Source organism: uncultured Arthrobacter sp., from assembly GCF_947493765.1.
Taxonomy (GTDB): Bacteria; Actinomycetota; Actinomycetes; order Actinomycetales; family Micrococcaceae; genus Arthrobacter_D.
The window spans coordinates 94,185-114,961 of sequence record NZ_CANLSZ010000006.1 but is presented as its reverse complement, the minus strand read 5'-3'; the positions used below and the strand labels follow the sequence as shown (position 1 = coordinate 114,961).

The following is a 20,777-nucleotide window of genomic DNA, read 5'->3' as shown; positions in this document are numbered from 1 at the left end:
GGCGCCGGCCCGTGGTGATCGGTCGCTACTCCGTGCGGGAGAGGACCTCGATCTCCTCGCCGGACAGCTCCAGGCCGGCGGCCTGCGCCGAGTCCTGGATGCTCTCGGGGCGTGAGGCGCCGGGGATGGGGATCACGGTCGGGGCGAGCGCGAGCTCCCAGGCCAGGCAGACCTGGTGCGGGCTCACGCCGTGCCTGTCGGCCACGTCCTGGAACGGGGCGAAGTTCTCCCCGAGGTCTCCGGCCTTCTTGATGCCGCCCAGCGGACTCCACGGCAGGAAGGCGATCCCGTTCTCGCCGCAGTAGTCCAGCTCGTCCTGGCTCGACCGGAACGCCGGGGAGAATTGGTTCTGCACCGAGGCCAGACCGCCGTCCAGGATCTCGTTCGCCTTCCTGATCTGGTGCACGGTGGCGTTGGAGATGCCCACCATGCGGATCACGCCCTCGTCGAGCAGCTCCTTGAGCGCACCGATCGAGTCCTCGTAGGGCACGTCCGGGTCGGGCCGGTGGTACTGGTAGAGACCGATCGCGTCGCCGCCGAGCCGCTGCAGTGAGGCCTTCGCCGCGTCCTTGAGGTAGTCGGGGTGGCCGTCCAGCGTCCAGGAACCGTCACCGGGGCGTTGTGCCCCGCCCTTCGTGGCGACGAGCACGCCGGAGGCGTCGGACCCGTAGCTCCGCAGGGCCTTCGCGATGAGCATCTCGTTGTGACCCACCTCGCCGGCATCGCGGTGATACGCATCAGCGGTGTCGATGAGGGTTATCCCGGCGTCGAGCGCCGCGTGGATGGTGCGGATGGAACGGTCCTCGTCGGGCCGCCCTTCGATCGACATGGGCATTCCTCCGAGGCCGATGGCGCTGACCTCGGTGCCTCCCAATGAGCGTTGCTGCATGGTCTTTCTCCTTCGGATAGACGTGCCGACCATCGTAGGCACCGCCGACCATGCATCGCGAGTGCCGATCAGGCGTCCAGGGTGAAGATCCTCCGGACCACGCGTCCCTCCGCGAGCGCGTCCAGGCTCTCGTTGAGGTCGTCGAGCGGCCGGGTGTCGGTATGGAGCAGTTCCACGGGAAGCCGCCCGTCCCGCCACAGCTCCAGGTAGAGGGGGATGTCCCGCTCGGGGACGGCGTCGCCCATGTAGGAGCCGAGCAGCCGCCGGCCCATCCCCGCGAACTGCAGGGCCGCCGTGGTGATCTCCTGGTCCGGGTGGGGCAGGCCGACGGAGACGAGGGCTCCGCCGCGGGCGAGCAGCTCCAGGCCTGCCTCCATGACGCGGGCACTGCCTACGGCTTCGATGACGACGTCGGCTCCGCCGTCGGTCGCCCGCCGCACCAGCTCCGCGGCGTCGTCGGGTGAGCCGGCATGCTGCGCACCGCACTGCAGGCCGAGTTCCTGCTTGGACGCCAGGGGATCGATGGCGACCACCGTGGTCCCGGGGATCTGTGCGGCGGCCATGACCGCCATCAGCCCCACCGCACCGAGACCGAAGACCACCACGGACTGTCCCTCCTGCACGGCGGCCGTGTTCAGCACCGCGCCGATACCGGTCAGTGCGGCGCAGCCGAACATGGCGGCGATGTCGAACGGGACGTCGTCGTCGATCACCACGGCCGATTCCCGCGCCACCACGGCATGTTCGGCGAAGGCGGACACACCGAGGTGATGATTGACGCGCTCGCCCCCGCCGGTCTCCAGCAGCGCCGGGCCGTGGAGGAGATCGCCGCTGCCGTTCGACTCCGCACCGCGGTAGCACAGGGCCGGTCGGCCCGCCGAGCAGGCGCGGCAGGAGCCGCAGGCCGGGACGAAGACGAGGACCACGTGATCCCCCACGCGGACGTCCTCCACGCCGTCGCCCACCGTCTCGACGACGCCGGTGGCCTCGTGGCCCAGTGCCATGGGCAGGGGGCGGAGGCGGGAGCCGTTGACGACCGAGAGGTCCGAGTGGCAGAGGCTGGCCCGCTCGATGCGCACCAGGAGCTCTCCCGCGCGGGGCTCCGGCACGGCAAGCTGCTCGATCCCCAACGGGGCGCTCTCCGCGTACGGCGCGGTCCGGTCGGCGGTACGGAGCACTGCGGCGCGCATCATCGGGCTCATGGCATCCCCTCGTGGTGAAGTGGTGGTGGGGGTCAGTCTAGGCGCGGGGGTTCGACCACGTCCGGACCGGTGCCGCGCGCGCCTCAGGTACTCAGTTTCAGGCCGATCACGCCGCCCACGATCATGGTGAGGAAGACGATCTTCAGCAGCGAGGCTGGCTCGGTCCCCGTGGCCATCGCGTACACGACCGTGAGGGCCGCGCCGATCCCCACCCAGACGGCATAGGCGGTGCCGATGGGCAGGGTCCGCATGGCGTAGGCCAGGCCGGCCATGCTCGCGGTGATGGCGACGGCGAACACGATCGTGGGCGCCAGCCTGCTGAAGCCCTCCGACCTGCCGAGGGCCGTCGCCCAGACGGCTTCGAGGACACCCGAGACGATGAGGACGATCCATGCCATGACGTGCTCCCATGGGCCGTCTTGTCGCACACCGGGTACGGCGCCCCTCGTCCGGGAGGCGGTGGACACGCGCCTCGGGTTCCATGGTGTCATGAACGGACGCCGGCACCGTGACCGTCGAGGGCGTCCTGCGCCCCTCCGGTCGGGGTTCGCCTATCCGGTGGTGACCCGGCCGTCGTCGACCCGCCAGCGGGCGTCGAGCCGCACGTTCTCGAGCAGCCTGCGGTCGTGCGTGACGAGGAGCAGGGCGCCCGTGTAGGACTCGAGGGCGTCCTCGAGCTGCTCGATCGCCGGGAGATCCAGGTGGTTGGTGGGCTCGTCCAGTACCAGGAGGTTCACGCCGCGTGCCTGCAGCAGCGCCAGGCCCGCCCGGGTCCGCTCGCCCGGTGAGAGCGCTGCGACGAGGGACCGCGCCTGGTCGGCCTTCAGCCCGAACTTGGCGAGCAACGTCCGCACCTCGCCCTGCGTCAGCTCGGGTACGAGGTGCTCGAAGGCCGTGCTGAGGGGCAGGGCGTCCGCGAGCTGCCCCCGGGCCTGGTCGATCTCGCCGACGGCCACGCTCGGTCCGAGGGCCGCCGTGCCGTCGTCGGGCGGCTGGTGCCCCAGCAGCAGGCGCAGGAGCGTCGACTTCCCTGCCCCGTTGGGGCCGATGATCCCGATGCGCTCGCCCGCGTCGACCTGGAGCGAGACAGGTCCGAGGGTGAACCGACCCCGGCTGACCGAGGCGTTGTTCAGGGTCGCCACCACCGAGCTCGAACGCGGCGCCGACCCGATGGTGAACCTCAGCTGCCACTCCTTGCGCGGCTCCTCCACCTCCTCGAGCCGGGCGATCCGCGACTCCATCTGCCGCACCTTCTGCGCCTGCTTCTCGGAGGACTCGGCGCTCGCCTTCCGGCGGATCTTGTCGTTGTCCGGGCTCTTCCTCATGGCGTTGCGCACACCCTGGGAGCTCCACTCGCGCTGCGTGCGGGCACGCCCCACGAGGTCCTGGCGCTTCCCGGCGTACTCCTCGTAGGCTTCCCGCGCATGCCGCCGCGCCACGGCCCGTTCCTCCAGGAACGCGTCGTACCCGCCCTCGTACACGGACACCGTGGCCTGCGCGAGATCGAGTTCGACGACGGTGGTGACGCAGCGCGCCAGGAACTCGCGGTCGTGGGAGACGAGCACCACTCCGCCGCGCAGCTCCCGCACGAAGGACTCGAGGCGTTCGAGGCCGGCGAGATCGAGGTCGTTCGTGGGTTCGTCGAGGAGGACGATGTCGAAGCGGCTCAGCAGCAGGGCCGCCAGGGCCACTCGCGCCAGTTGCCCACCGGAGAGGGTGAGGGTCGGGGTGGACGGGTCGATCCCGTCGGCGACATCGGCGAGGACGGCGGGCATCCGGTCCTCCAGGTCCACGGCCCCGGAGACCATCCAGTGTTCCAGGGCCGCGGCGTAGACGTCGTCCGCCTGCTTGCCGCCGTCACCGAGGGCCTCCGCGGCGTCCTCCATGGCGGTCGTGGCCGCCGTCGTGCCTGTCCGGCGCCCGATGTACGCCGCGACCGTTTCACCGGGACGGCGCTCGTGTTCCTGCGGGAGCCAGCCCACGAAGCCGTCCGGCGGCGTGGTGGAGACGGTCCCGGCCACCGGCTGGTCCGCTCCCGCGAGCAGGCGCAACAGGGTCGTCTTGCCGGCGCCGTTGGCCCCCACCACGCCCACCACGTCCCCGGGGGCCACGGTGAGATCGAGCTTCGAGAAGAGCGTGCGGTCCGCCGGGCCCCCGGACAGATCCTTCGCCACGAGGGTTGCGGTCATGCCTCCAGTCTAGGAGGCGGAGGAGAGGGCCGGGCGTGAGCGTGCCTCAGGTCTCCCGGACGGCGGGGTCCGCAGACGCGTGGTCCTGCTGCGGCGTCGGCGGCTCCGGTGTCGCGACCCGCCGGGGAAGCGTGAAGACCAGCAGCAGCGCGACGGCGGCGAAGGCCGCGCTGACACCCATGGTCGCAGCCGAGGCGTCGGTGAAGCCGGCAGCGCGCCCGGCCGCCGTCGCCATCTCGCGTCCACCCGGCAGCGAGCCGAACAGCACGCTGCCGATGATCGCGATACCCACCGCGGAGCCGATGCGCTGGATAGCCGAGATGACCGCACTGGCCGATCCGGCGTCCTGCCGGTCCACCGTGGCCACGATGAACTGCACGTTCGGCGCGATGAAGAAGCCGTTGCCGAGCCCTGCCAGCAGCAGCGGGACGGCGAACAACCAGTTGGTCAGATCGGACGGTTCCGTGATCAGCAGGATCAGCCACGACCACCCGAGTCCCACTGTCACGAGGGCCGTCCCCAGGACCAGCACGTTGCGGCCGAGTCTCAGGGCCAGGTGGTTGCTCTGCGAGGAGCTGATGATGCTCCCGACGGCGAACGGGATGGCCACGGCGCCCGAGGCGAGGGCGGAGTGCCCCAGCCCCGACTGCCAGAGCAGCGAGATGGTGAAGAAGATACTGGTGAACGCGGCGAAGTAGACGAGGGCCAGGACGACTCCACCGGTGAACGATGCGTGCGAGAACAGTGTCGGGGGGACCAGGGGCACGCGTCCCTTCCGGTCGGTGCGGATCTCCCACATCCCGAAGAGTGCGAGCAGGACGACTCCGCCGGCGAGGGAGAGCCAGGTCCACAGCGGCCAGCCGTCCTCCTGACCCTGGATCAGCGGGACCAGGAGAGCTACGAAGGCCGCTGACACCAGAGCGATGCCGACGGCGTCGAGGCCCTTGGCGGCGCGGGGCAGCGACCTGTCGCGGGGCGGCAGCAGCGCGGCGGCCGCGATGCACGTGACGATGCCGACCGGCAGATTCACGAAGAAGACCAGGCGCCAGCCGTTCTCCTCCCCGAAGGCCTCGATGATGAGCCCGCCGATGATGGGCCCGAGCGCCGAGGACACCCCGATGACCGCGCCCATGATGGCGAATGCCGTTCCGCGGGTCCTGCCGGGGAAGAGCAGCTGGATGAAAGCCGTGACGGCCGGGACGAAGATGCCGCCGGCCAGGCCCTGGAGGACCCGGAAGATCACCAGCTGAAGGTCGCTCTGGGCGAAGCCGCAGGCGAAACTCGCAAGGGTGAACAGGGCGACACCGGAGAAGTAGATCCACTTGTGGCCGATGCGGTCCCCGAGCCTGCCAGCGGGGATGAGTGTCAGGCCGAAGGCCAGCGCGTATCCCGAGATGATCCACGAGAGTGTGGACTCCGAAGCATCCAGGCTGGTGCGGATGGTCGGGAGGGCCACGTTGACGATCGTGGTGTCGAGGAGCGCGATGCTCATGCCCAGCAGGAGGGCTGCGAGGGCGAGCCAGGACTGCCGGGGAATGGTCGGCGTGGCCGCCTGGTTCATGGTGGTGCTCATGCGGAGCCTTTCGCGGGTACGGAGGCAGGACCATTCCAGGAGCGTCGTCCGGCCTCGGCACGGCGGTGTGCATGGCTCTCGCGCGGGTCTCGTGCCGTCCTCTAGTCTACCGAGTGGGTGCGGCGTGGCGGACGGCCAGCAGCGCCCGGCCACGGGACGCGTGGCACAACGAGACGGTGAACGAGACCGTGAACGAGACTGTGAAGGGGTGGGGCCGATGGCACGGTTCAGGAAGGACGGCACGGTGAGGTCGGAGACCCTGCCGAGCACGCTGCAGCGGTCCGGGACGAAGGCGCAGGACACCTTCGCCGCGACACTGGACGCCGCGGAGGAGCAGTACGGCGACGGCGAGCGGGCCCGCCGTACGGCCTTCGCCTCCCTGAAGCACGGGTTCGAGAAGGTGGGGGACCACTGGGAGCAGAAGGAGTCGAAGGGTCCTTCGGACGAGCAGGCCGCAGCGGGGCGCGCCGAAGCGCGCCCGACGGCGGGCGGCGTGGACGCCAATGCCTCGAAGGCCCATCTCTACGATCTAGCCCGGAAGCTCGACGTGCCGGGCCGCTCCTCGATGTCGAAGCGGGAACTGGTCGAGGCGCTCCAGCGGGCGAATGACCGTGAGACCCGGAGGGCGCGGGATTCCTGAGGACCGGAGTGAGAGGACCCGCGGGAAGCCCCCTCGAAAGCTAGGGTAGGCTAACCTTACTTTCAGCTGTCCATCCGCCCTTCTCGGGCCAGAAGCCAGGGAGCCCCATGGCCACCTCACGCCTGCTCCGCCTGCTCGCCGCCACCGTCGTCGCAGCGCTGTCCCTCTCCGCCTGCTCCACGGGCCCCTCGGACGGTGCGGGCAGCACGACAGCCGACAGCGCGGCGGGGGCTGATGCGGCCGTTTTCCCGGTCACCATCGATCATGCCTTCGGCCAGACGACACTGAGGGAGTTGCCCGAGCGCGTCGCGACGGTCTCGTGGGTCAATGCCGACGTGGCATTGTCGCTCGGCGTCGTCCCGGTGGGCATGCCGATCGATTCCTACGGGGGCAACGAGAACGGCTCCACTCCGTGGAAGGACGCGAAGCTCGAGGAGCTCGGAGCGGCCATCGGCACGAACGGCGCCCCGGTGCAGTACTCCGAGACCGACGGCCTCGCCTTCGACGACATCGCCGCCACGGATCCCGATGTCATCCTCGCCGCCTACTCCGGTCTGTCGCAGGAGGACTACGACACCCTCAGCAGGATCGCTCCGGTCGTCGCGTACCCCGAGGTGGCCTACGGCACCGCCTGGCAGGACTCCACCCGGATCATCGGGGAGGCCCTCGGTCTCTCCGGTGCTGCCGAGCAGCTCGTCGACACCACGGAGCAGGCCATCGACGACGCCGCCGCCGAACACCCCGAGCTCGACGGGACCACCTTCATCTACGGCAGTCTCACCCCCGGGGCAGCGGACAGCGTGAGCGTGTACACCGCGAACGACAATCGACCTCGCTTCCTGACGGAGCTCGGCATGGTCCAGGCGGACGTGGTGACCGAGGCCACGGGTGGTTCGGAGGAGTTCTTCATCCCCTGGTCGGCGGAGCGGGCGAACGAGCTCGACTCCGACATCTTCGTGACCTGGGTGGCCGACGAGGACGCGGCGGAGGCCATCGCGGCCGATCCACTGCTGGGCCAGATCCCCGCGGTGGGACGCGATGCCCTGGTGACCACGTCGGACGACACCCTGACACTGTCCGTCTCCGCCGCGAACCCCCTGAGCCTGGACTGGGCCCTCGATGCCTTCGTGCCGCTGCTCGCAGACGCCGCGGCCGGCCGGTGACGCCGGTTCCCGATTGCCCTTCGGTCGTATCTGGGCTGGAATGGACACCGAAGCACCACTCGTTCCAGGAAGGGAACCCCGATGGCTCAGGGCGACATCAGCAAGCTCCAGGCGGCAACGGCCTGGGACAGTGCGGGCAAGAAGCTCGGTGACGTCAATGACGTCCACCTCGAGAAGGAGTCGGGCATCCCCGCGTGGATCACGGTGTCCCTCGGCCTCCTGCACTCCCGCAAGCACTATGCGCCGCTCGCCAACTCGCGCCTCGAGCGGGAGGAGCTCCATCTCGCCTGGTCGAAGAGCCAGATCTCGGGGTCACCGAGTACAGAGAGCGCCGCGGCGCTCTCGGCCGACGAGGAATCGGCACTGATCGACTACTACAGGTTGCGCGACGGCGCGGAGTGACCCGTAGTAGTGGACCCGTACTAGTGCGCCGCGGTCCTAGGTGAGGCCGAACAGGCCCACGATGTTCCCGATGATGAAGATGAGCACCAGGAGCACGATCAGGCCCACGACGCCGATCCAGACGGCGGTGATCCCCTTCGACTGGGGCTTGTCCTCCGTGTGGTTCTGTTCCCAGGTGGTGCTGGCCTCGGCGGGCGGGGTCTCGCCCGGAGGCACGCCGCCGCCCGGCTCGAGGCCCGTGATGTTGTTGTCGTCCGGGTCGGGGTGACCCGCGTTCGAATCCGTGGGATCGGGGTGGCGGTCGCTCATGATGTCCTTCGCGTAGTTGGCCGGGTGCTTCCCGATCACACTACTCCGGAGACGATCAGCCGGCTTATCGATGATGGGCACCTGCACCCGATGGCATTGCTGGTATGGGCTCCCTACTGCCTCACCCCTACTGCCCCACTCCTGCTGTACTGCCACCGGTCGGGTCGAATCCCTGCCCGGCTGCGCTGTGGGCGTCGTCGGTCGGTGTGCCGTCCTCGCCGGCGTCGGCGGCGATCGTCGGCTCCTCCTCCTCGCGCGGCGTCCAGGACATCGTGATCGCCACTCCGTCGTCGGTCCCGGTCACGTTGAGATGCAGGTCCTCACCCACCAGCGCCTCGTCGTGCACCGGATCGCCGGCCTCCCGGGCCAGGTCCGTCAGGCGGCAGATGGCGACGGCCATGGCCCGCCCCCAGTCCTGCGGATGTCTGCTCGTCGACTCCTCGGTCACGGTGAACTTCTTGTCGGTCATCGTCATCGTCTCCCTGCCGTGAACTCACTGCTGCACTGCTCCTCGGTGTGAGCGAGCCTACCAGCGCGGGTGGAGGCGCGGTCGGGATCACCTGTGCGCGGATTTTTTGGGGGAGGCGGCGGCTATCGTCGTTCTCGCCATGGTCTAGCAGCAGGCTCTGGCCCCCGACCACCATCGGATACCCATGACAGAAACCGTGATTGCTCTCGACGACGACGTCGACACCCCGGTCCTTCAGGCGGTCCCGAAACCGCTGCCCGACACCCGCATGGACCCTGTCCTCGCGCCTCCCACGAAGCGGGAGCGCGAAGCGCAGTGGCTCGAGTGCGCTGTGCGGGCCGGCGACCTCGCCGACCTGTCGCTGGCCGACCTCCGCCTCATGGCGAACCGGATGTTCCGCCTGCTCGACGCGGAGACGCCACCCGTGGAAGCCCACGAGCGCTACACCGCGGCCGTGGAGGAGATCGAGGCGCGGCTCGAGCGTTCCACGCCCGACGACGAGGACGGGCACGACCGCGCCGTGTTCAAGGACTCCGCGTTCTCCTCGCGCTACGAGCTGTACGTCGACGGATCCCTGGCCGCCTACATCCGGTACTCCATCGTCAGCGGCCAACTCACGCTGCGCGCCCTGGTGGAGAAGCCGGGGTACGAGGAGAGAGGGCTCGACAGGGTCCTGCTCCGCCACGCGTTCCTGAACGCACACCGGCGTCGCCTGGCCGTGGTGCCCGCCTGCCCCGAGGCGCTCACCTTCCTCGATCGATATCGGCAGTACAGGACCCTCGCGCGCCTGGGGGACTGAGCCGCACCTCACCGGCGTCGGAGGCAGTGCGTCACGCAGGGTTTGCGCTGGATCCGCCACGGCGGGCGTGGAGCGGCCGACCGGGCCGTATGATGTGGCACGGCGGCCGGGTCTCAGGCCGCCTGCCGTCGGAGCTGTCTCGACCGCGGTGCACGGACGATTCTGGTGAACGGGTAGTTGGATGGACATGGGGTGGGTGCAGGCAGCCGCTGGGAGGCTGACGGCGTTGCCTTCGTCGGCCGTTCATACGGGGTTCGCCCTCCTTCTCGCGGCGACCGCCGCGTTCGGCCGCACCATCACGCTCGAATCCTCGAATCTCGCCCTCGTGTGGCCCGCCGCGGCCATCCACTTCCTCTGGGCGGTGTGGGGCCTGCGGTCCCGCCGCGACACCGTGATCGCCCTGGTGGCCGCCGCTCCGGTGCTGGCCGCCGTGACCCTGATGACCGGCCTCGGACCCGCCCTGGTGGCCGGCGTGATCCTCGGCAGTGCGGTCCAGACCCTCATCGCGGCCCACCTCTTCCGTCGACTCGTGCCGGGCCTGGGTATCCGGACCGTGGGGGACTATCTCCGGCTCGGCGGGATCGCTCTCGCAGCCTGCTCCGTCGGCGCACTCATCATCGTCGGCGCCAGCGCCCTGGGCGGAGTCGCCTCACCCGCCTCCGTCTTCGTCCCCTGGATCATCCGGCACGCCGTGTCCCTGACCGCGATCGGCTCCCTCGGCCTGGTCCTCGCCGCGAGCATCTCGGCACGCGCCACCGGGGCCACGGCCCCGGAACTGCGTGTCGGGCCCCTCGAGCGTTCCCTGATCGCCGTCGTCTCGGTGGCGCTCTACATGACCACCTTCGGCGCCGACACCGCCCTGCCCATCGCCTACATCGCGATCCCGGTGCACATGTGGGCGGGCCTGCGTCTCCGCTCCGGGTGGGCCATGCTGCACGGCCTAGCGAGCGGCGGGATCCTCCTGTTCTTCACGGTGGCCGGCCGGGGGCCGTTCCAGGAACTCGACGGAGGGACCGCGGCCTATGTGGCGCAGTCCTTCATGTTCATCGCCTTCTCCCTCTCCGCGGTCCTGGCGCTGAGCATGGACGAGCGCCAGCGCCTGATCGCCGGGCTGTACCGCGCGCACGAGGAGGCGGAAGCCTCGGCCGCGCTCCGCGACCTCGTGATCAGCCGCATGCACGACGGAGTGCTGGTGGCCGGAGCGGACAGGCGTCCGATCTTCCAGAACGAGATGAGCGCCCGCTGGCTCGGTTCGTGCATCACACGGCCGGCGGAGCTGTGGCGGCGCGACTACGACGTCACCACGGTGAACGGTGAGCCGCTGACCGACGCGGACGATCCGCTGACCCTCGCCCTGCAGGGAGTCGTCACCGAGCGACTCGATCTCGACCTGACCCACCCGGACGGGCACGTGGTGTATCTGTCCGTGGACGCCATCCCGCTGCCCGACGAGCACGGGGCCGTCGTCGTCACGCGCGATGTGACCGACGAACGCATGTACCAGCGGGATCTCGGGCGCTTCGCCTCCGTGGTGGCCCACGACCTCATGACGCCCCTCACGGTGTTCGACGGGTGGCTCGAGATGCTCGAGGACCCGGAGCTGCCCGTCGCACAGCAGCAGGCGAGCGTGGCGCGGCTCCAGCAGGCCAGCCTGCGCATGCGGAACCTCATCCGTAACCTGCTCGTCTACAGCCTCGCGAAGGAGGAGCGGCTCGCGCCGATGCACCTCGACGTGACCGAGACCGTCGAGGGGATCATCGACCTGCGGACCGCCCTGCGGGGGAAGGACGTACCGCTGGTCCGCTTCCACGTGCAGACCGCCCATCCGGTATATGCCGACGAACGCATGTTCCTGCAGCTCGTGGAGAATTTGGTGGGCAACGCCCTGAAATACGGGAGGACCGACGGCACGGCCGAGATCACCATCGCGACCTCGATGGACGACGCTTCCGGCCGGACGCTGATCTCGATCCGAGACAACGGCATCGGCATCCCCGAGGCCGATCTGGAACGCGTCTTCGACGACTTCCATCGGGCGGAGAACGGCCTGGGCCATGCCGCCGGCACGGGTCTCGGCCTGGCCATCTGCCGCCGCATCGCGGAGAGCCACGGCGGCTCGATCAGCGTGGCCAATGTGCCCGGCGGTGGCGCGGAGTTCACGGTCAGCCTGCCGGCCGGACCGGACCAGCTCCCTGCCGGGGTGGCGCAGGCCGATGCTGACGAGGACTCGATGGCCCCGGCGTACTGAAGCGCCCGTTGCTCCGGCCCGTCGTCGTCCGGCCCGTCGGTGTCCGGGGCTCGGTGTCCGGGACGTCGTCGTCCGGGGCTCGTGACCAGGAAGCCGGGACCCGCCGTCCCTCAGGCCTCCGGGGCTCCGGTCCGCGGATAGAGCTTCGGCGAGCCGGTGTGTCCCCGCCCCGATCTCATGCCCGTGATCACCGCTCCCATGGCTTCGCGGGAGGACCGGCGGGCCTCCCAGCCCAGTTCGGTCCGGGCCCGGGTGGTGTCCATGACAGGGGATTGGGCTGCCATGTCGATCCAGCCGGGATCGGTGCGCTGCAGACCGAGCGCCCAGCTCCCACCGACGATCCACCTGAGGAGGCGGACCGGGATGCCGAGGACCCGGCGCGCCCCCAGCAGGTCGGCGACGCGCTCCGGATTCAGTTCCGGCTCCGCGGCGATGTTGAAGGCGCCCGATGCGCGCTGCTCGACGACGCTCCAATAGGCCTCGGCGATGTCCTCCGCGTGGACGGCCTGGAAGACGAAGGCGTCCGGGATGGGCACGATCGGCAGGGGCACCCAGCCCAGGAGGAATTTCGGGACCAGCGGGCCGAGGAAGTAGCGGCCTATCTCACTGCCGGCCTGATCCTGGAAGATCAGACCCGGCCGGAGCCTGGCCACCGTGATCTGCGGATGATTCTGCTCGAAGGCGTCCAGTAGTCCTTCCTGCTCGGCCTTGTGGCGGCTGTAGTGCGACGACTGGATACCTCCGGTCGGCCAGGACTCGTCCCTGCGGGTGCCCTTGTCCGAGGGGGAGTAGGCGCCCACCGAGGACGCGCAGACGACGTGCCGCACACCTGCTGCAGCCGCCGCCCGCAGCACATTCGCCGTCCCCACCACGTTGGTCCGATGCATCGCCGCCTCGTCCCGGTTCGGCTGGATGGCCCACGCGAGGTGCACCACGGCGTCGACCCCGACGAAGGCCGCTGTCAGGGCGTCGTGACTGTCGGCGGCGCCGATGTCGATGGTGTACCAGTCGACGCCGTGGTAGGGCTCCAGTGTCGTCTCGGGCGCGGTGCGGGCGATCGCTGCGACGGAGAGGGCGTTTCCGCCCGATCCCGGTGAGCTCTGCCCGGTGCGACGAGCCTGCTGGAGACGGGTGAGGAGGGCGGTGCCGACATTGCCTGTGGCACCTGTGACCATGATGCGCATGACTGACTCCTGGGTCTGGTGGCTGCGGGTGTATCCGGTGGAAGCAGTGCCCCGGTACGCACGGAGCGCAACTGGACTGCTCAGCAACCTTATGGTGCAGTTGACGCAGACGCACAGCCGCAGCGGACAACCGGATCCGGGTCCGTGGCCTGATAGGGAGATCTCCATGAGTAGCAGCAGCAAGGTGCGCACCGCGCCGAAGAGCGAGGCGGGCAGGAGGGCACAGAGCGCTCCGCACCCGGAGGACTCGCGCAAGCCCGACAATCTGAACGACGTGAAGAAGCCGGCCTGGGGGTACGTGTTCAAGCGGACGGTCAGCGAGTTCAGCAAGGACCAGTGCACCGACCTCGCGGCGGGGCTCACCTACTATGCCGTGCTGTCCATCTTCCCCGGCATCCTCGCGCTGCTCTCCGTCCTCGGCCTCTTCGGGCAGGCACAGGCCACCACCGACCAGGTCATGGGCATCATCGGTGAGTTCGCGCCGCAGAAGGCGTTGGACACGATTGAACCCACCATCTCGAGTCTGGCCTCCAACCAGGCCGCCGGGCTCACCTTCGTGATCGGCCTGCTGGGTGCCCTCTGGAGCGCGTCGGGGTACGTCACGGCCTTTTCGCGGGCCGCGAACCGCGTGTACGAGGTGGAGGAGGGCCGGAGCTTCTTCAAGCTGCGCCCGCAGATGCTGCTCATCACCGTGACCGTGCTGGTCCTGATCGTCATCATGGGTCTGCTGCTCGTGCTCTCCGGCCCGGTGGCCCAGGCCGTCGGCGACGCGATCGGGCTCGGTGGTACGGCCCTGCTGGTCTGGAACATCGCGAAATGGCCCGTCATGGTGGCTTTCGCCGTCGCCATGATCGCGGTGCTCTACTACGGCACGCCGAACATCCAGCAGCCCAAGTTCCGCTGGATGAGTCTGGGCGGCTTCATCGCCCTGATCGTGCTGGCGATCACCACGGCGGGCTTCTCCCTCTATGTGGCAAACTTCGGCAGCTACGACGCCACCTACGGCGCGATCGCCGGTGTCGTCGTCCTCCTTCTGTGGCTCTGGCTCGCCAATCTCTCGCTCCTCTTCGGGGTCGAGTTCGACGCCGAGATGGAGCGCGGTCGCCAGCTGCAGGCCGGCATCGAGGCCGAGGACACCATCCAGCTCCCTCCGCGCGACACCAAGGCCGCGGAGAAGAAGCACGAGAAGTACCTCAAGATGGTCAACGACGGGCGCGAGCTGCGACTGCAGTCCGAGCGGGAGTCCCTCAGGTCCTGACGGACTCCACCCTGGGAACGGACCACACGCCCTGAGAGGAGCCCGGCTGCCATGCAGTCGGGCTCCTGCCATGTCCCCAGCACGTCCTAGACTGGCGCCATGACCAATACCGAGCAGGCCGACACGTCAGGACACAGCACCAAGGGCTCGTACGTGACCTCCGGCGAGGAGTTCACCCGCGACACCCAGTACATCGAGTCGAGGATCACGCGCGACGGCGCCGACGGCTTCCCCGTGGAGCCCGGGCGCTACCGGCTCATCGCGGCCCGCGCCTGCCCCTGGGCCAACCGGTCCATCATCGTGCGGCGCCTCCTCGGGCTGGAGGACGCCATCTCGCTCGGCACCCCCGGCCCCACGCACGACAAGCGGTCGTGGACGTTCGACCTGGACCCGGACGGGCTCGATCCGGTTCTCGGCATCGAGCGACTGCAGCAGGCGTTCTTCAAGCGCGACCCGGACTACGCCCGGGGCATCACGGTCCCGGCCATCGTCGACACCACCACGGGCGCCGTGGTCACCAACAACTTCCCGCAGATCACGCTCGACTTCTCCGGTGAGTGGAAGGAGTTCCACCGCGACGGAGCCCCCGAGCTCTACCCGGAGCACCTCCGCGAGGAGATCGACACCGTCAACAAGTGCGTGTTCACGGAGGTCAACAACGGCGTGTACCGCTGTGGCTTCGCCGGGTCGCAGGAAGCCTACGACGCCGCCTACGACCGGCTCTTCACCGCGCTGGACTGGCTCGAGGAGCGTCTCACCACGCAGCGCTACCTGGTCGGGGAGACCATCACGGAGGCCGATGTGCGGCTCTTCACCACCCTGGTCCGGTTCGACCCGGTGTACCACGGCCACTTCAAGTGCAACCGGAACAAGCTGACGGAGATGCCCGCCCTCTGGGGTTATGCCCGTGACCTGTTCCAGACGCCGGGATTCGGCGACACCGTCGACTTCGAGCAGATCAAGCAGCACTACTACATCGTCCACGAGGACATCAATCCCACCGGTATCGTCCCGAAGGGTCCCGATCTCTCCGGCTGGACCACGGAGCACGGCAGGGAAGCGCTCGGTGGGAAGCCCTTCGGCGACGGGACACCGCCCGCCGCCCCGTAGCTGAGGACCTGTAGCTGGGGACCGGCAGCTGAGGACCGGTAGTTGGGGTTCGCAGCAGTGCAGGAGAACCCGCCCCGCGACCGCATCTACGGCCCGTCATTAGGGAACACCTTCGTTTCCTAATGACCGTGAACATAGGTTAGCCTTACCTGGTCCGATCGTCCGGTTCAGGGAGGTTCCCGTGGCAGTCCAGGCTCCTGCCGCCGTCGCCGGGCATCACTCCGGAGTCACCGGGCGTCGCCCGTCCTCCGCGCGGCGGGCGGGCGCGCTCGTCCTGCTGGTGGTGCTCCTCCTCCTGGTCGGGTCCGCCTCGCTGACCATCGGGGCGCGGTCGATCTCTCCGGACACCCTGCTCGACGCCGTCACGGCCTTCGACGCCTCCAACGGCGACCACGCAGTGGTGCTCTCCCGGGTACCACGGACCGTCATCGGATTGCTGGTCGGAGCGGCACTCGCGGCCGCCGGTACCGCCCTGCAGGGCGTCGCGCGCAATCCGCTCGCCGATCCGGGCATCCTCGGCATCAACGCCGGAGCCGCGCTCGCCGTCGTGATCGGGATCCACGTGGTGGGCCTGAGCACCGCCTCGGGGTACATCTGGTTCGCATGTGCCGGAGCGGGGGCAGCGGCGCTCGTCGTCTACGCCGTGGCGAGCCTCGGCAGGGAGGGTGCGACGCCGGTCAAGCTCGCCCTGGCGGGCGCCGGTCTTGCCGCGGGACTGGCGAGCCTGACGAACGCGGTCCTCGTCTCCAGCCAGGAGACCCTCGACGTCTTCCGGTTCTGGCAGGTCGGGACGCTCTCCGGCCGTGGCTGGGACGTGATCGGCGCCGTCGCCCCCTTCCTCGTCCTGGGCCTCGCCCTGACGCTGTCCACGGGCACGATCCTCAACAGCCTGGCGCTGGGCGACGACATCGCGCGGGGCCTGGGACAGAGGGTCGGGCCGGCGCGGGCACTCACCGCCGTCGGGATCGTGGTCCTGTGCGGCGCGTCCACCGCGGCAGCGGGGCCCGTCGGCTTCGTGGGCCTCGTGATCCCCCATCTGGTGCGCCTGCTCGTGGGGGCGGACTACCGGTGGATCCTGCCGTTCTCCGCACTCCTGGGCCCCATCCTGCTGCTCGGCGCGGACATCATCGGGCGTGTCGTCCTGCCGCCCGGTGAGGTCCAGGTGGGCATCATGACCGCCGTCGTCGGCGCGCCGTTCTTCATCTGGCTCGTGCGCCGCCGAGGGACGGTCCAGCTGTGAGTGCCCCGCGCCACGCCCGCCGTGTCCCGGCGCCGCAGAGCACCGGCCTGTCGGTCCTCAGGGCGGGCAGGCGGAGCCGGACCGGTTCCAGGCTTGTCGCGGCGATCGGCGCCGTCGTGGTGCTGTTCGCGGTGAATGTGCTCCTCGGCTCGTACACCGTCACCATCCCCGACTTCTTCCGCATCCTGGGAGGCACGGAGATCCCCGGCGCCGACTTCATCGTCCTGGAGAACAAGCTGCCCCGCGCCGTGACCGGTCTGCTGATCGGCGTGTGCTTCGGGATCGCCGGGGCCGTCTTCCAGACCATGCTGCGGAACCCGCTCGCCAGCCCCGACATCATCGGCATCAGTTACGGGGCCAGCGCCTCGGCGGTGGCCTCGATCGTGATCTTCGGCGCAGCGGGCGCGGCCGTGTCACTCTCCGCCCTCGCCGGAGCCCTGCTGATCGCCACGGCGATCTATCTCATCTCCCGCCGGGGGTCAGTGGCCGCCTACCGGCTCATCCTCGTCGGAATCGGCTTCGCCGCCGTACTCCAGGCCCTCGTGAACTTCCTCATCACACGTACCGATCTCCGGACGGCGGCCCAGGCCGTGCTGTGGCTGAGCGGATCGCTGAACTCGAGTACCTGGGACCGCGTCGGCGTGCTGCTCGCCGCACTGGTGGTCCTGCTGCCCGCCGTCGTCCTCCTGTCGCGGCATCTGCGCGGCCTCGAGCTGGGCGACGACGCCGCGGCCGGGCTCGGCCTGCACGTCGAGGCGTCCCGGCTGGGGCTCATGATCACCGCCGTCGCCCTCGCGGCCGTGGCGACGGCGGCCGCCGGACCGGTGGCGGCCGTCGCGTTCCTGTCCGGCCCGATCGCCCGGAAGCTGCTCGACAACCGGACCTCACTGACCATGGCGGCCCTCGTGGGCTCCGTGATCGTGCTGGCCTCGGACTTCGTCGCCGCCAATCTCCTCGGCGCGACCTCGCTGCCCGTGGGCGTGGTGACAGGGGCACTCGGGGCCCCGTTCCTGCTGTGGCTGCTCGCCACGGCCAATCGAACCGGCCAGGGAGGCTGACCATGGATCCACACCGCTCCACACCGGACACACTGTCCGCCGAGAACCTGGACCTCTCCTACGGCGACCGCACCGTCGTCGACGGGCTGTCCGTCACCCTTCCCGCCGGAAAGGTGACCGTGATCGTCGGCGCGAACGCGTGCGGGAAATCCACCCTGCTGCGCGGTCTCGCACGTCTCCTCAAGCCCACCGCCGGCACCGTGATGCTCAACGGCGCCGACATCCATACGCAGCCCACCCGGAAGGTGGCCCGCGTGCTCGGTCTCCTCCCGCAGACCCCCGTGGCGCCGGACGGCATCAGCGTGGCCGACCTCGTGGGCCGCGGACGCTATCCGCACCAGGGCTGGTTCCGCCAGTGGACGCCGGAGGACGACGCCGCCGTCGCGCAGGCCCTCGACGCCACGGGTACCCTCGCCCTCGCGGACCGCGCCGTGGACGAGCTCAGTGGCGGCCAACGCCAGCGCGTCTGGATCGCGATGGCGCTCGCACAGCAGACGGGCATCCTGCTCCTCGACGAGCCCACCACCTTCCTCGACGTGGCCCACCAGATCGAGGTGCTCGATCTCATCACCGACCTGAACCGACGCACGGGGACCACGGTGGTGATGGTGCTGCACGACCTGAATCTCGCGGCCCGCTACGCCCACCACCTCGTCGCGATGCGTCACGGGCGGATCGTCGCCGAGGGCGCGCCCTCCGACGTCGTCACGGAGCAGACGGTCTCGAGCGTCTTCGAGCTCGAGAGCCGCGTCATCACGGATCCCGTCTCCGGCACACCCATGGTAATCCCCGTCGGCCGGCACCACGGAGCACCCGCGACCGCCCCGCTCCCGGCGCCGGGGCCCGCACGAACGGGTCCCCGGCCCACCCAGGACACCACCCTTATGGAGGCAGCATCATGACCGACACCACCCGGACCGTGCGGCGGACGTCCGTCGTGACCGAACCGATGGTGCTGGCGTTCGACGTGACGGTGGCCGCCGTGCAGGACCTCGGCCCCACCTTCCGCCGCATCACGTTCTCCGGGGCGTGCCTCGCGGGATTCGGCGTGGCCGGCGCACCGCTGGATCTGCGCATCAAGATCGTGATCCCTCCCGCGGGGCGCCCGGGCCCCGATCTCGCGAGTATGCTGCGGGACGGCGAGGGCAGCTGGTACCAGCGATGGCTCGACCTGGCCGTCGAGGAGCGCGGAACCATGCGCACCTACACGGTGCGCACCTCACGCTGCGACGGACCCCGACCCGAGCTCGACGTCGACTTCGTGCTGCACCTCGACGACGACGGCCGCGGTGGGCCCGCGGCCGAATGGGCCGCGTCGGCAACACCGGGGGACCGCGTGTGCATCATCGGGCCCAACGCGGCTGCGGCGCAGTGCGCGACGGCGGGCGCGTACGGCGGGATCGAGTTCAGACCGGGGCTCGCCCAGCACGTGCTCCTCGCCGGGGACGAGACGGCGGTGCCCGCGATCAGCGCCATCCTCGAGGCCCTGCCCGAGCACGTGGGCGGGCACGCGTTCCTCGAGGTGCCGAGTGCCCGCGATGTACAGCCCATCGCCACGCGATCCTCCGTCGCCATCAGGTGGCTCCCGCGCGGAGGGGCCGGTCACGGCGAGGCGCTCGACGCCGCGGTCCGTGACGCCGTGCGCGTTCCGGGGTGGGTCTCGCTCGCCGGGGCAGGTACGGTCGGGGGCGGGAGCGAACCCGAGGAGGTCGACATCGACCGGACGATCCTGTGGGAGACACCCCAGCTGCACGAGGCGACCCTCCCGGCGACGGCCCGCCCCGCCGGAACGCAGCCGTTCTACGCGTGGATCGCCGGGGAAGCCGCGGTCGTACGCGGGCTGCGCCGGTACCTCGTGCGCGACGTCGGCGTGGACCGGAGGCAGGTCGCCTTCATGGGCTACTGGAGGAAGGGCCGCACCGAACTGCCCTGACGCCTCACCGAGTTGTCCACTTACGAGCCGGCCGTCCGGGGGAGCAGACTACGCCCGTCCTACGGTGTGAGCAGCCGGTGCCGGAGCCGCCGAGTCCGGCATCGCCGTATCGCGGGAGAGGCCGGCAGCATGATCTACAGAACATCGGTTCACAGAACATCGATCTACAGAACGGCGTTACGCATAGCAACGTCTCGCAGAACGATGCCGGGGCGCCATCGGGCGAACCCGGTCCGGCACACGTGGGATCATGCGGGTGCCGGACCTGCGGCTCACCGTGCGCTTCCCCGGCGGGACCCACCCGTCGTTCATGGCAGCGGCCGGGCGACCCGCGCCGTCTCGAGGCTGCGGGGGAAAGCGATCGGCCTCGGGATGACGCTCGGGTCGACCGGTCTGCTCCTGGCCGCCCTCGCGTCGTCCGGAACTGTGCTGGAGCCACCCGCGAACGCAGGGTTCGACGCCGGAACCGTGGGGATCGCCGGGAACGCCGACGCCGTGCCGTCGTCCGGGAATGCCAGGAACGCCGGGAATGCCGGGACTGCCGGGCCCGTGGATGCCGTGCCGGCGTCCGGGACCGTGACGCCGTCCCCCGGGACTGCCGCGCCGCCCACCGGAGCAGGGTCGGGAGCAGCACCCGGTGTGGAGGCTCGCACCGGGGTCGTGACCGCGGCGCACCTCACCTCCGACCCGGAACGCGCGATCCCCGCCGTCGGGCCGCGGCCGCTCGTGAGCCCGGTGGAGGATCCGGTCCTCGCCTCGCCCTTCGGCTACCGGATGGATCCGGTGGACGGGGTGAGCGTCGAGCTCCACACGGGACTGGACTACGCCGCCCCGTGCGGTACGGCGGTCACGGCGGCGGGCCCCGGGACGGTGCTGGAGTCCGGGTGGCACGCCTACGGCGGCGGCCTGCGCGTCCTGGTGGACCACGGGGACGGGCTCCGGACGACGTACAACCACCTGGGATCACTGGAGGTCGGAGCCGGGACCGTGGTCCGCAGCGGTGACCTGCTCGGCCGGATCGGCAGCACGGGGAACTCCACCGGGTGCCATCTCCACTTCGAGGTCATCGTCCAGGACGGGAAGGTCGACCCCCTGCCGTGGTTGTGACCGG

At 70.0% G+C, this 20,777-nt stretch carries 20 protein-coding genes and 1 riboswitch; of the genes, 12 read left to right on the top strand and 8 right to left on the bottom strand.

Features of this window, described 5'->3' with window-relative positions:
• Positions 1-25: 25 nt before the first annotated feature.
• The 5 genes from Q0747_RS10550 to Q0747_RS10530 form a co-directional block, all read right to left on the bottom strand.
• Complete coding sequence (locus Q0747_RS10550) at positions 26-889, bottom strand: aldo/keto reductase (protein WP_298254380.1); 864 nt, start codon at positions 887-889, stop codon at positions 26-28.
• A 68-nt stretch (positions 890-957) separates the two neighbouring features.
• A complete protein-coding gene (locus Q0747_RS10545; RefSeq protein WP_298254478.1) occupies positions 958-2,079 on the bottom strand; it encodes an alcohol dehydrogenase catalytic domain-containing protein in 1,122 nt (373 codons plus the stop codon).
• Positions 2,080-2,174: 95 nt separating this feature from the next.
• Positions 2,175-2,489, bottom strand: coding sequence for a multidrug efflux SMR transporter (locus Q0747_RS10540; protein WP_298254378.1), 315 nt, complete (start codon positions 2,487-2,489; stop codon positions 2,175-2,177).
• Between the two features lie 10 nt (positions 2,490-2,499).
• Positions 2,500-2,565: riboswitch (guanidine-III (ykkC-III) riboswitch) on the bottom strand.
• Positions 2,566-2,642: 77 nt separating this feature from the next.
• Positions 2,643-4,280 carry an ABC-F family ATP-binding cassette domain-containing protein gene (locus tag Q0747_RS10535; protein ID WP_298254376.1) on the bottom strand — a complete coding sequence of 546 codons (1,638 nt, stop codon included), beginning with the start codon at positions 4,278-4,280 and terminating at the stop codon, positions 2,643-2,645.
• Positions 4,281-4,326: 46 nt separating this feature from the next.
• Complete coding sequence (locus tag Q0747_RS10530; RefSeq protein ID WP_298254374.1) at positions 4,327-5,853, bottom strand: DHA2 family efflux MFS transporter permease subunit; 1,527 nt, start codon at positions 5,851-5,853, stop codon at positions 4,327-4,329.
• Positions 5,854-6,070: 217 nt separating this feature from the next.
• Between Q0747_RS10530 and Q0747_RS10525 the strand changes: the two genes are divergently transcribed.
• The 3 genes from Q0747_RS10525 to Q0747_RS10515 all read left to right on the top strand — a co-directional run bounded on the left by Q0747_RS10525 (position 6,071) and on the right by Q0747_RS10515 (position 8,058).
• Positions 6,071-6,493, top strand: a complete 423-nt coding sequence (locus tag Q0747_RS10525) for a ChaB family protein (protein ID WP_298254372.1) — start codon at positions 6,071-6,073, stop codon at positions 6,491-6,493.
• A gap of 107 nt (positions 6,494-6,600) precedes the next feature.
• On the top strand, positions 6,601-7,656 hold the full coding sequence (locus Q0747_RS10520) for an ABC transporter substrate-binding protein (protein ID WP_298254370.1): 1,056 nt from the start codon (positions 6,601-6,603) through the stop codon (positions 7,654-7,656).
• Between the two features lie 81 nt (positions 7,657-7,737).
• On the top strand, positions 7,738-8,058 hold the full coding sequence (locus Q0747_RS10515) for a PRC-barrel domain-containing protein (RefSeq protein ID WP_298254368.1): 321 nt from the start codon (positions 7,738-7,740) through the stop codon (positions 8,056-8,058).
• Between the two features lie 36 nt (positions 8,059-8,094).
• Here the strand turns inward: Q0747_RS10515 and Q0747_RS10510 are convergent, their stop codons facing one another.
• The gene (locus tag Q0747_RS10510; protein ID WP_298254366.1) at positions 8,095-8,406 is read right to left on the bottom strand and encodes a DUF6480 family protein; all 312 of its coding nucleotides are present in this window, start codon (positions 8,404-8,406) and stop codon (positions 8,095-8,097) included.
• An 88-nt stretch (positions 8,407-8,494) separates the two neighbouring features.
• Complete coding sequence (locus Q0747_RS10505; RefSeq protein WP_298254364.1) at positions 8,495-8,836, bottom strand: hypothetical protein; 342 nt, start codon at positions 8,834-8,836, stop codon at positions 8,495-8,497.
• Positions 8,837-9,020: 184 nt separating this feature from the next.
• On the opposite strand from Q0747_RS10505, the gene Q0747_RS10500 reads away from it, so the two are divergent.
• Both Q0747_RS10500 and Q0747_RS10495 read left to right on the top strand, forming a co-directional pair.
• The gene (locus Q0747_RS10500) at positions 9,021-9,635 is read left to right on the top strand and encodes a GNAT family N-acetyltransferase (protein ID WP_298254362.1); all 615 of its coding nucleotides are present in this window, start codon (positions 9,021-9,023) and stop codon (positions 9,633-9,635) included.
• 226 nt (positions 9,636-9,861) lie between these two features.
• Entirely contained in the window at positions 9,862-11,883 is a 2,022-nt protein-coding gene (locus Q0747_RS10495) for an ATP-binding protein (RefSeq protein ID WP_298254360.1), read from the top strand.
• 110 nt (positions 11,884-11,993) lie between these two features.
• Here Q0747_RS10495 and Q0747_RS10490 read toward each other — a convergent pair whose 3' ends face one another.
• Positions 11,994-13,067, bottom strand: a complete 1,074-nt coding sequence (locus Q0747_RS10490; RefSeq protein ID WP_298254359.1) for an NAD-dependent epimerase/dehydratase family protein — start codon at positions 13,065-13,067, stop codon at positions 11,994-11,996.
• A 166-nt stretch (positions 13,068-13,233) separates the two neighbouring features.
• On the opposite strand from Q0747_RS10490, the gene Q0747_RS10485 reads away from it, so the two are divergent.
• The 7 genes from Q0747_RS10485 to Q0747_RS10455 all read left to right on the top strand — a co-directional run bounded on the left by Q0747_RS10485 (position 13,234) and on the right by Q0747_RS10455 (position 20,773).
• Positions 13,234-14,325 (top strand): YihY/virulence factor BrkB family protein, encoded by a 1,092-nt coding sequence (locus Q0747_RS10485; protein WP_298254357.1) that lies wholly within the window; start codon positions 13,234-13,236, stop codon positions 14,323-14,325.
• 99 nt (positions 14,326-14,424) lie between these two features.
• Complete coding sequence (locus Q0747_RS10480) at positions 14,425-15,435, top strand: glutathione S-transferase family protein (protein WP_298254355.1); 1,011 nt, start codon at positions 14,425-14,427, stop codon at positions 15,433-15,435.
• 181 nt (positions 15,436-15,616) lie between these two features.
• The gene (locus tag Q0747_RS10475) at positions 15,617-16,675 is read left to right on the top strand and encodes an iron ABC transporter permease (RefSeq protein WP_298254353.1); all 1,059 of its coding nucleotides are present in this window, start codon (positions 15,617-15,619) and stop codon (positions 16,673-16,675) included.
• A 104-nt stretch (positions 16,676-16,779) separates the two neighbouring features.
• Positions 16,780-17,733 (top strand): iron chelate uptake ABC transporter family permease subunit, encoded by a 954-nt coding sequence (locus Q0747_RS10470; protein ID WP_298254476.1) that lies wholly within the window; start codon positions 16,780-16,782, stop codon positions 17,731-17,733.
• A gap of 2 nt (positions 17,734-17,735) precedes the next feature.
• The gene (locus tag Q0747_RS10465; RefSeq protein ID WP_298254351.1) at positions 17,736-18,635 is read left to right on the top strand and encodes an ABC transporter ATP-binding protein; all 900 of its coding nucleotides are present in this window, start codon (positions 17,736-17,738) and stop codon (positions 18,633-18,635) included.
• Positions 18,632-19,666 (top strand): siderophore-interacting protein, encoded by a 1,035-nt coding sequence (locus Q0747_RS10460; protein WP_298254349.1) that lies wholly within the window; start codon positions 18,632-18,634, stop codon positions 19,664-19,666. The genes Q0747_RS10465 and Q0747_RS10460 overlap by 4 nt, the downstream gene beginning before the upstream one ends.
• Positions 19,667-20,038: 372 nt before the next feature.
• The gene (locus Q0747_RS10455; RefSeq protein ID WP_298254347.1) at positions 20,039-20,773 is read left to right on the top strand and encodes a M23 family metallopeptidase; all 735 of its coding nucleotides are present in this window, start codon (positions 20,039-20,041) and stop codon (positions 20,771-20,773) included.
• Positions 20,774-20,777 lie beyond the last annotated feature (4 nt).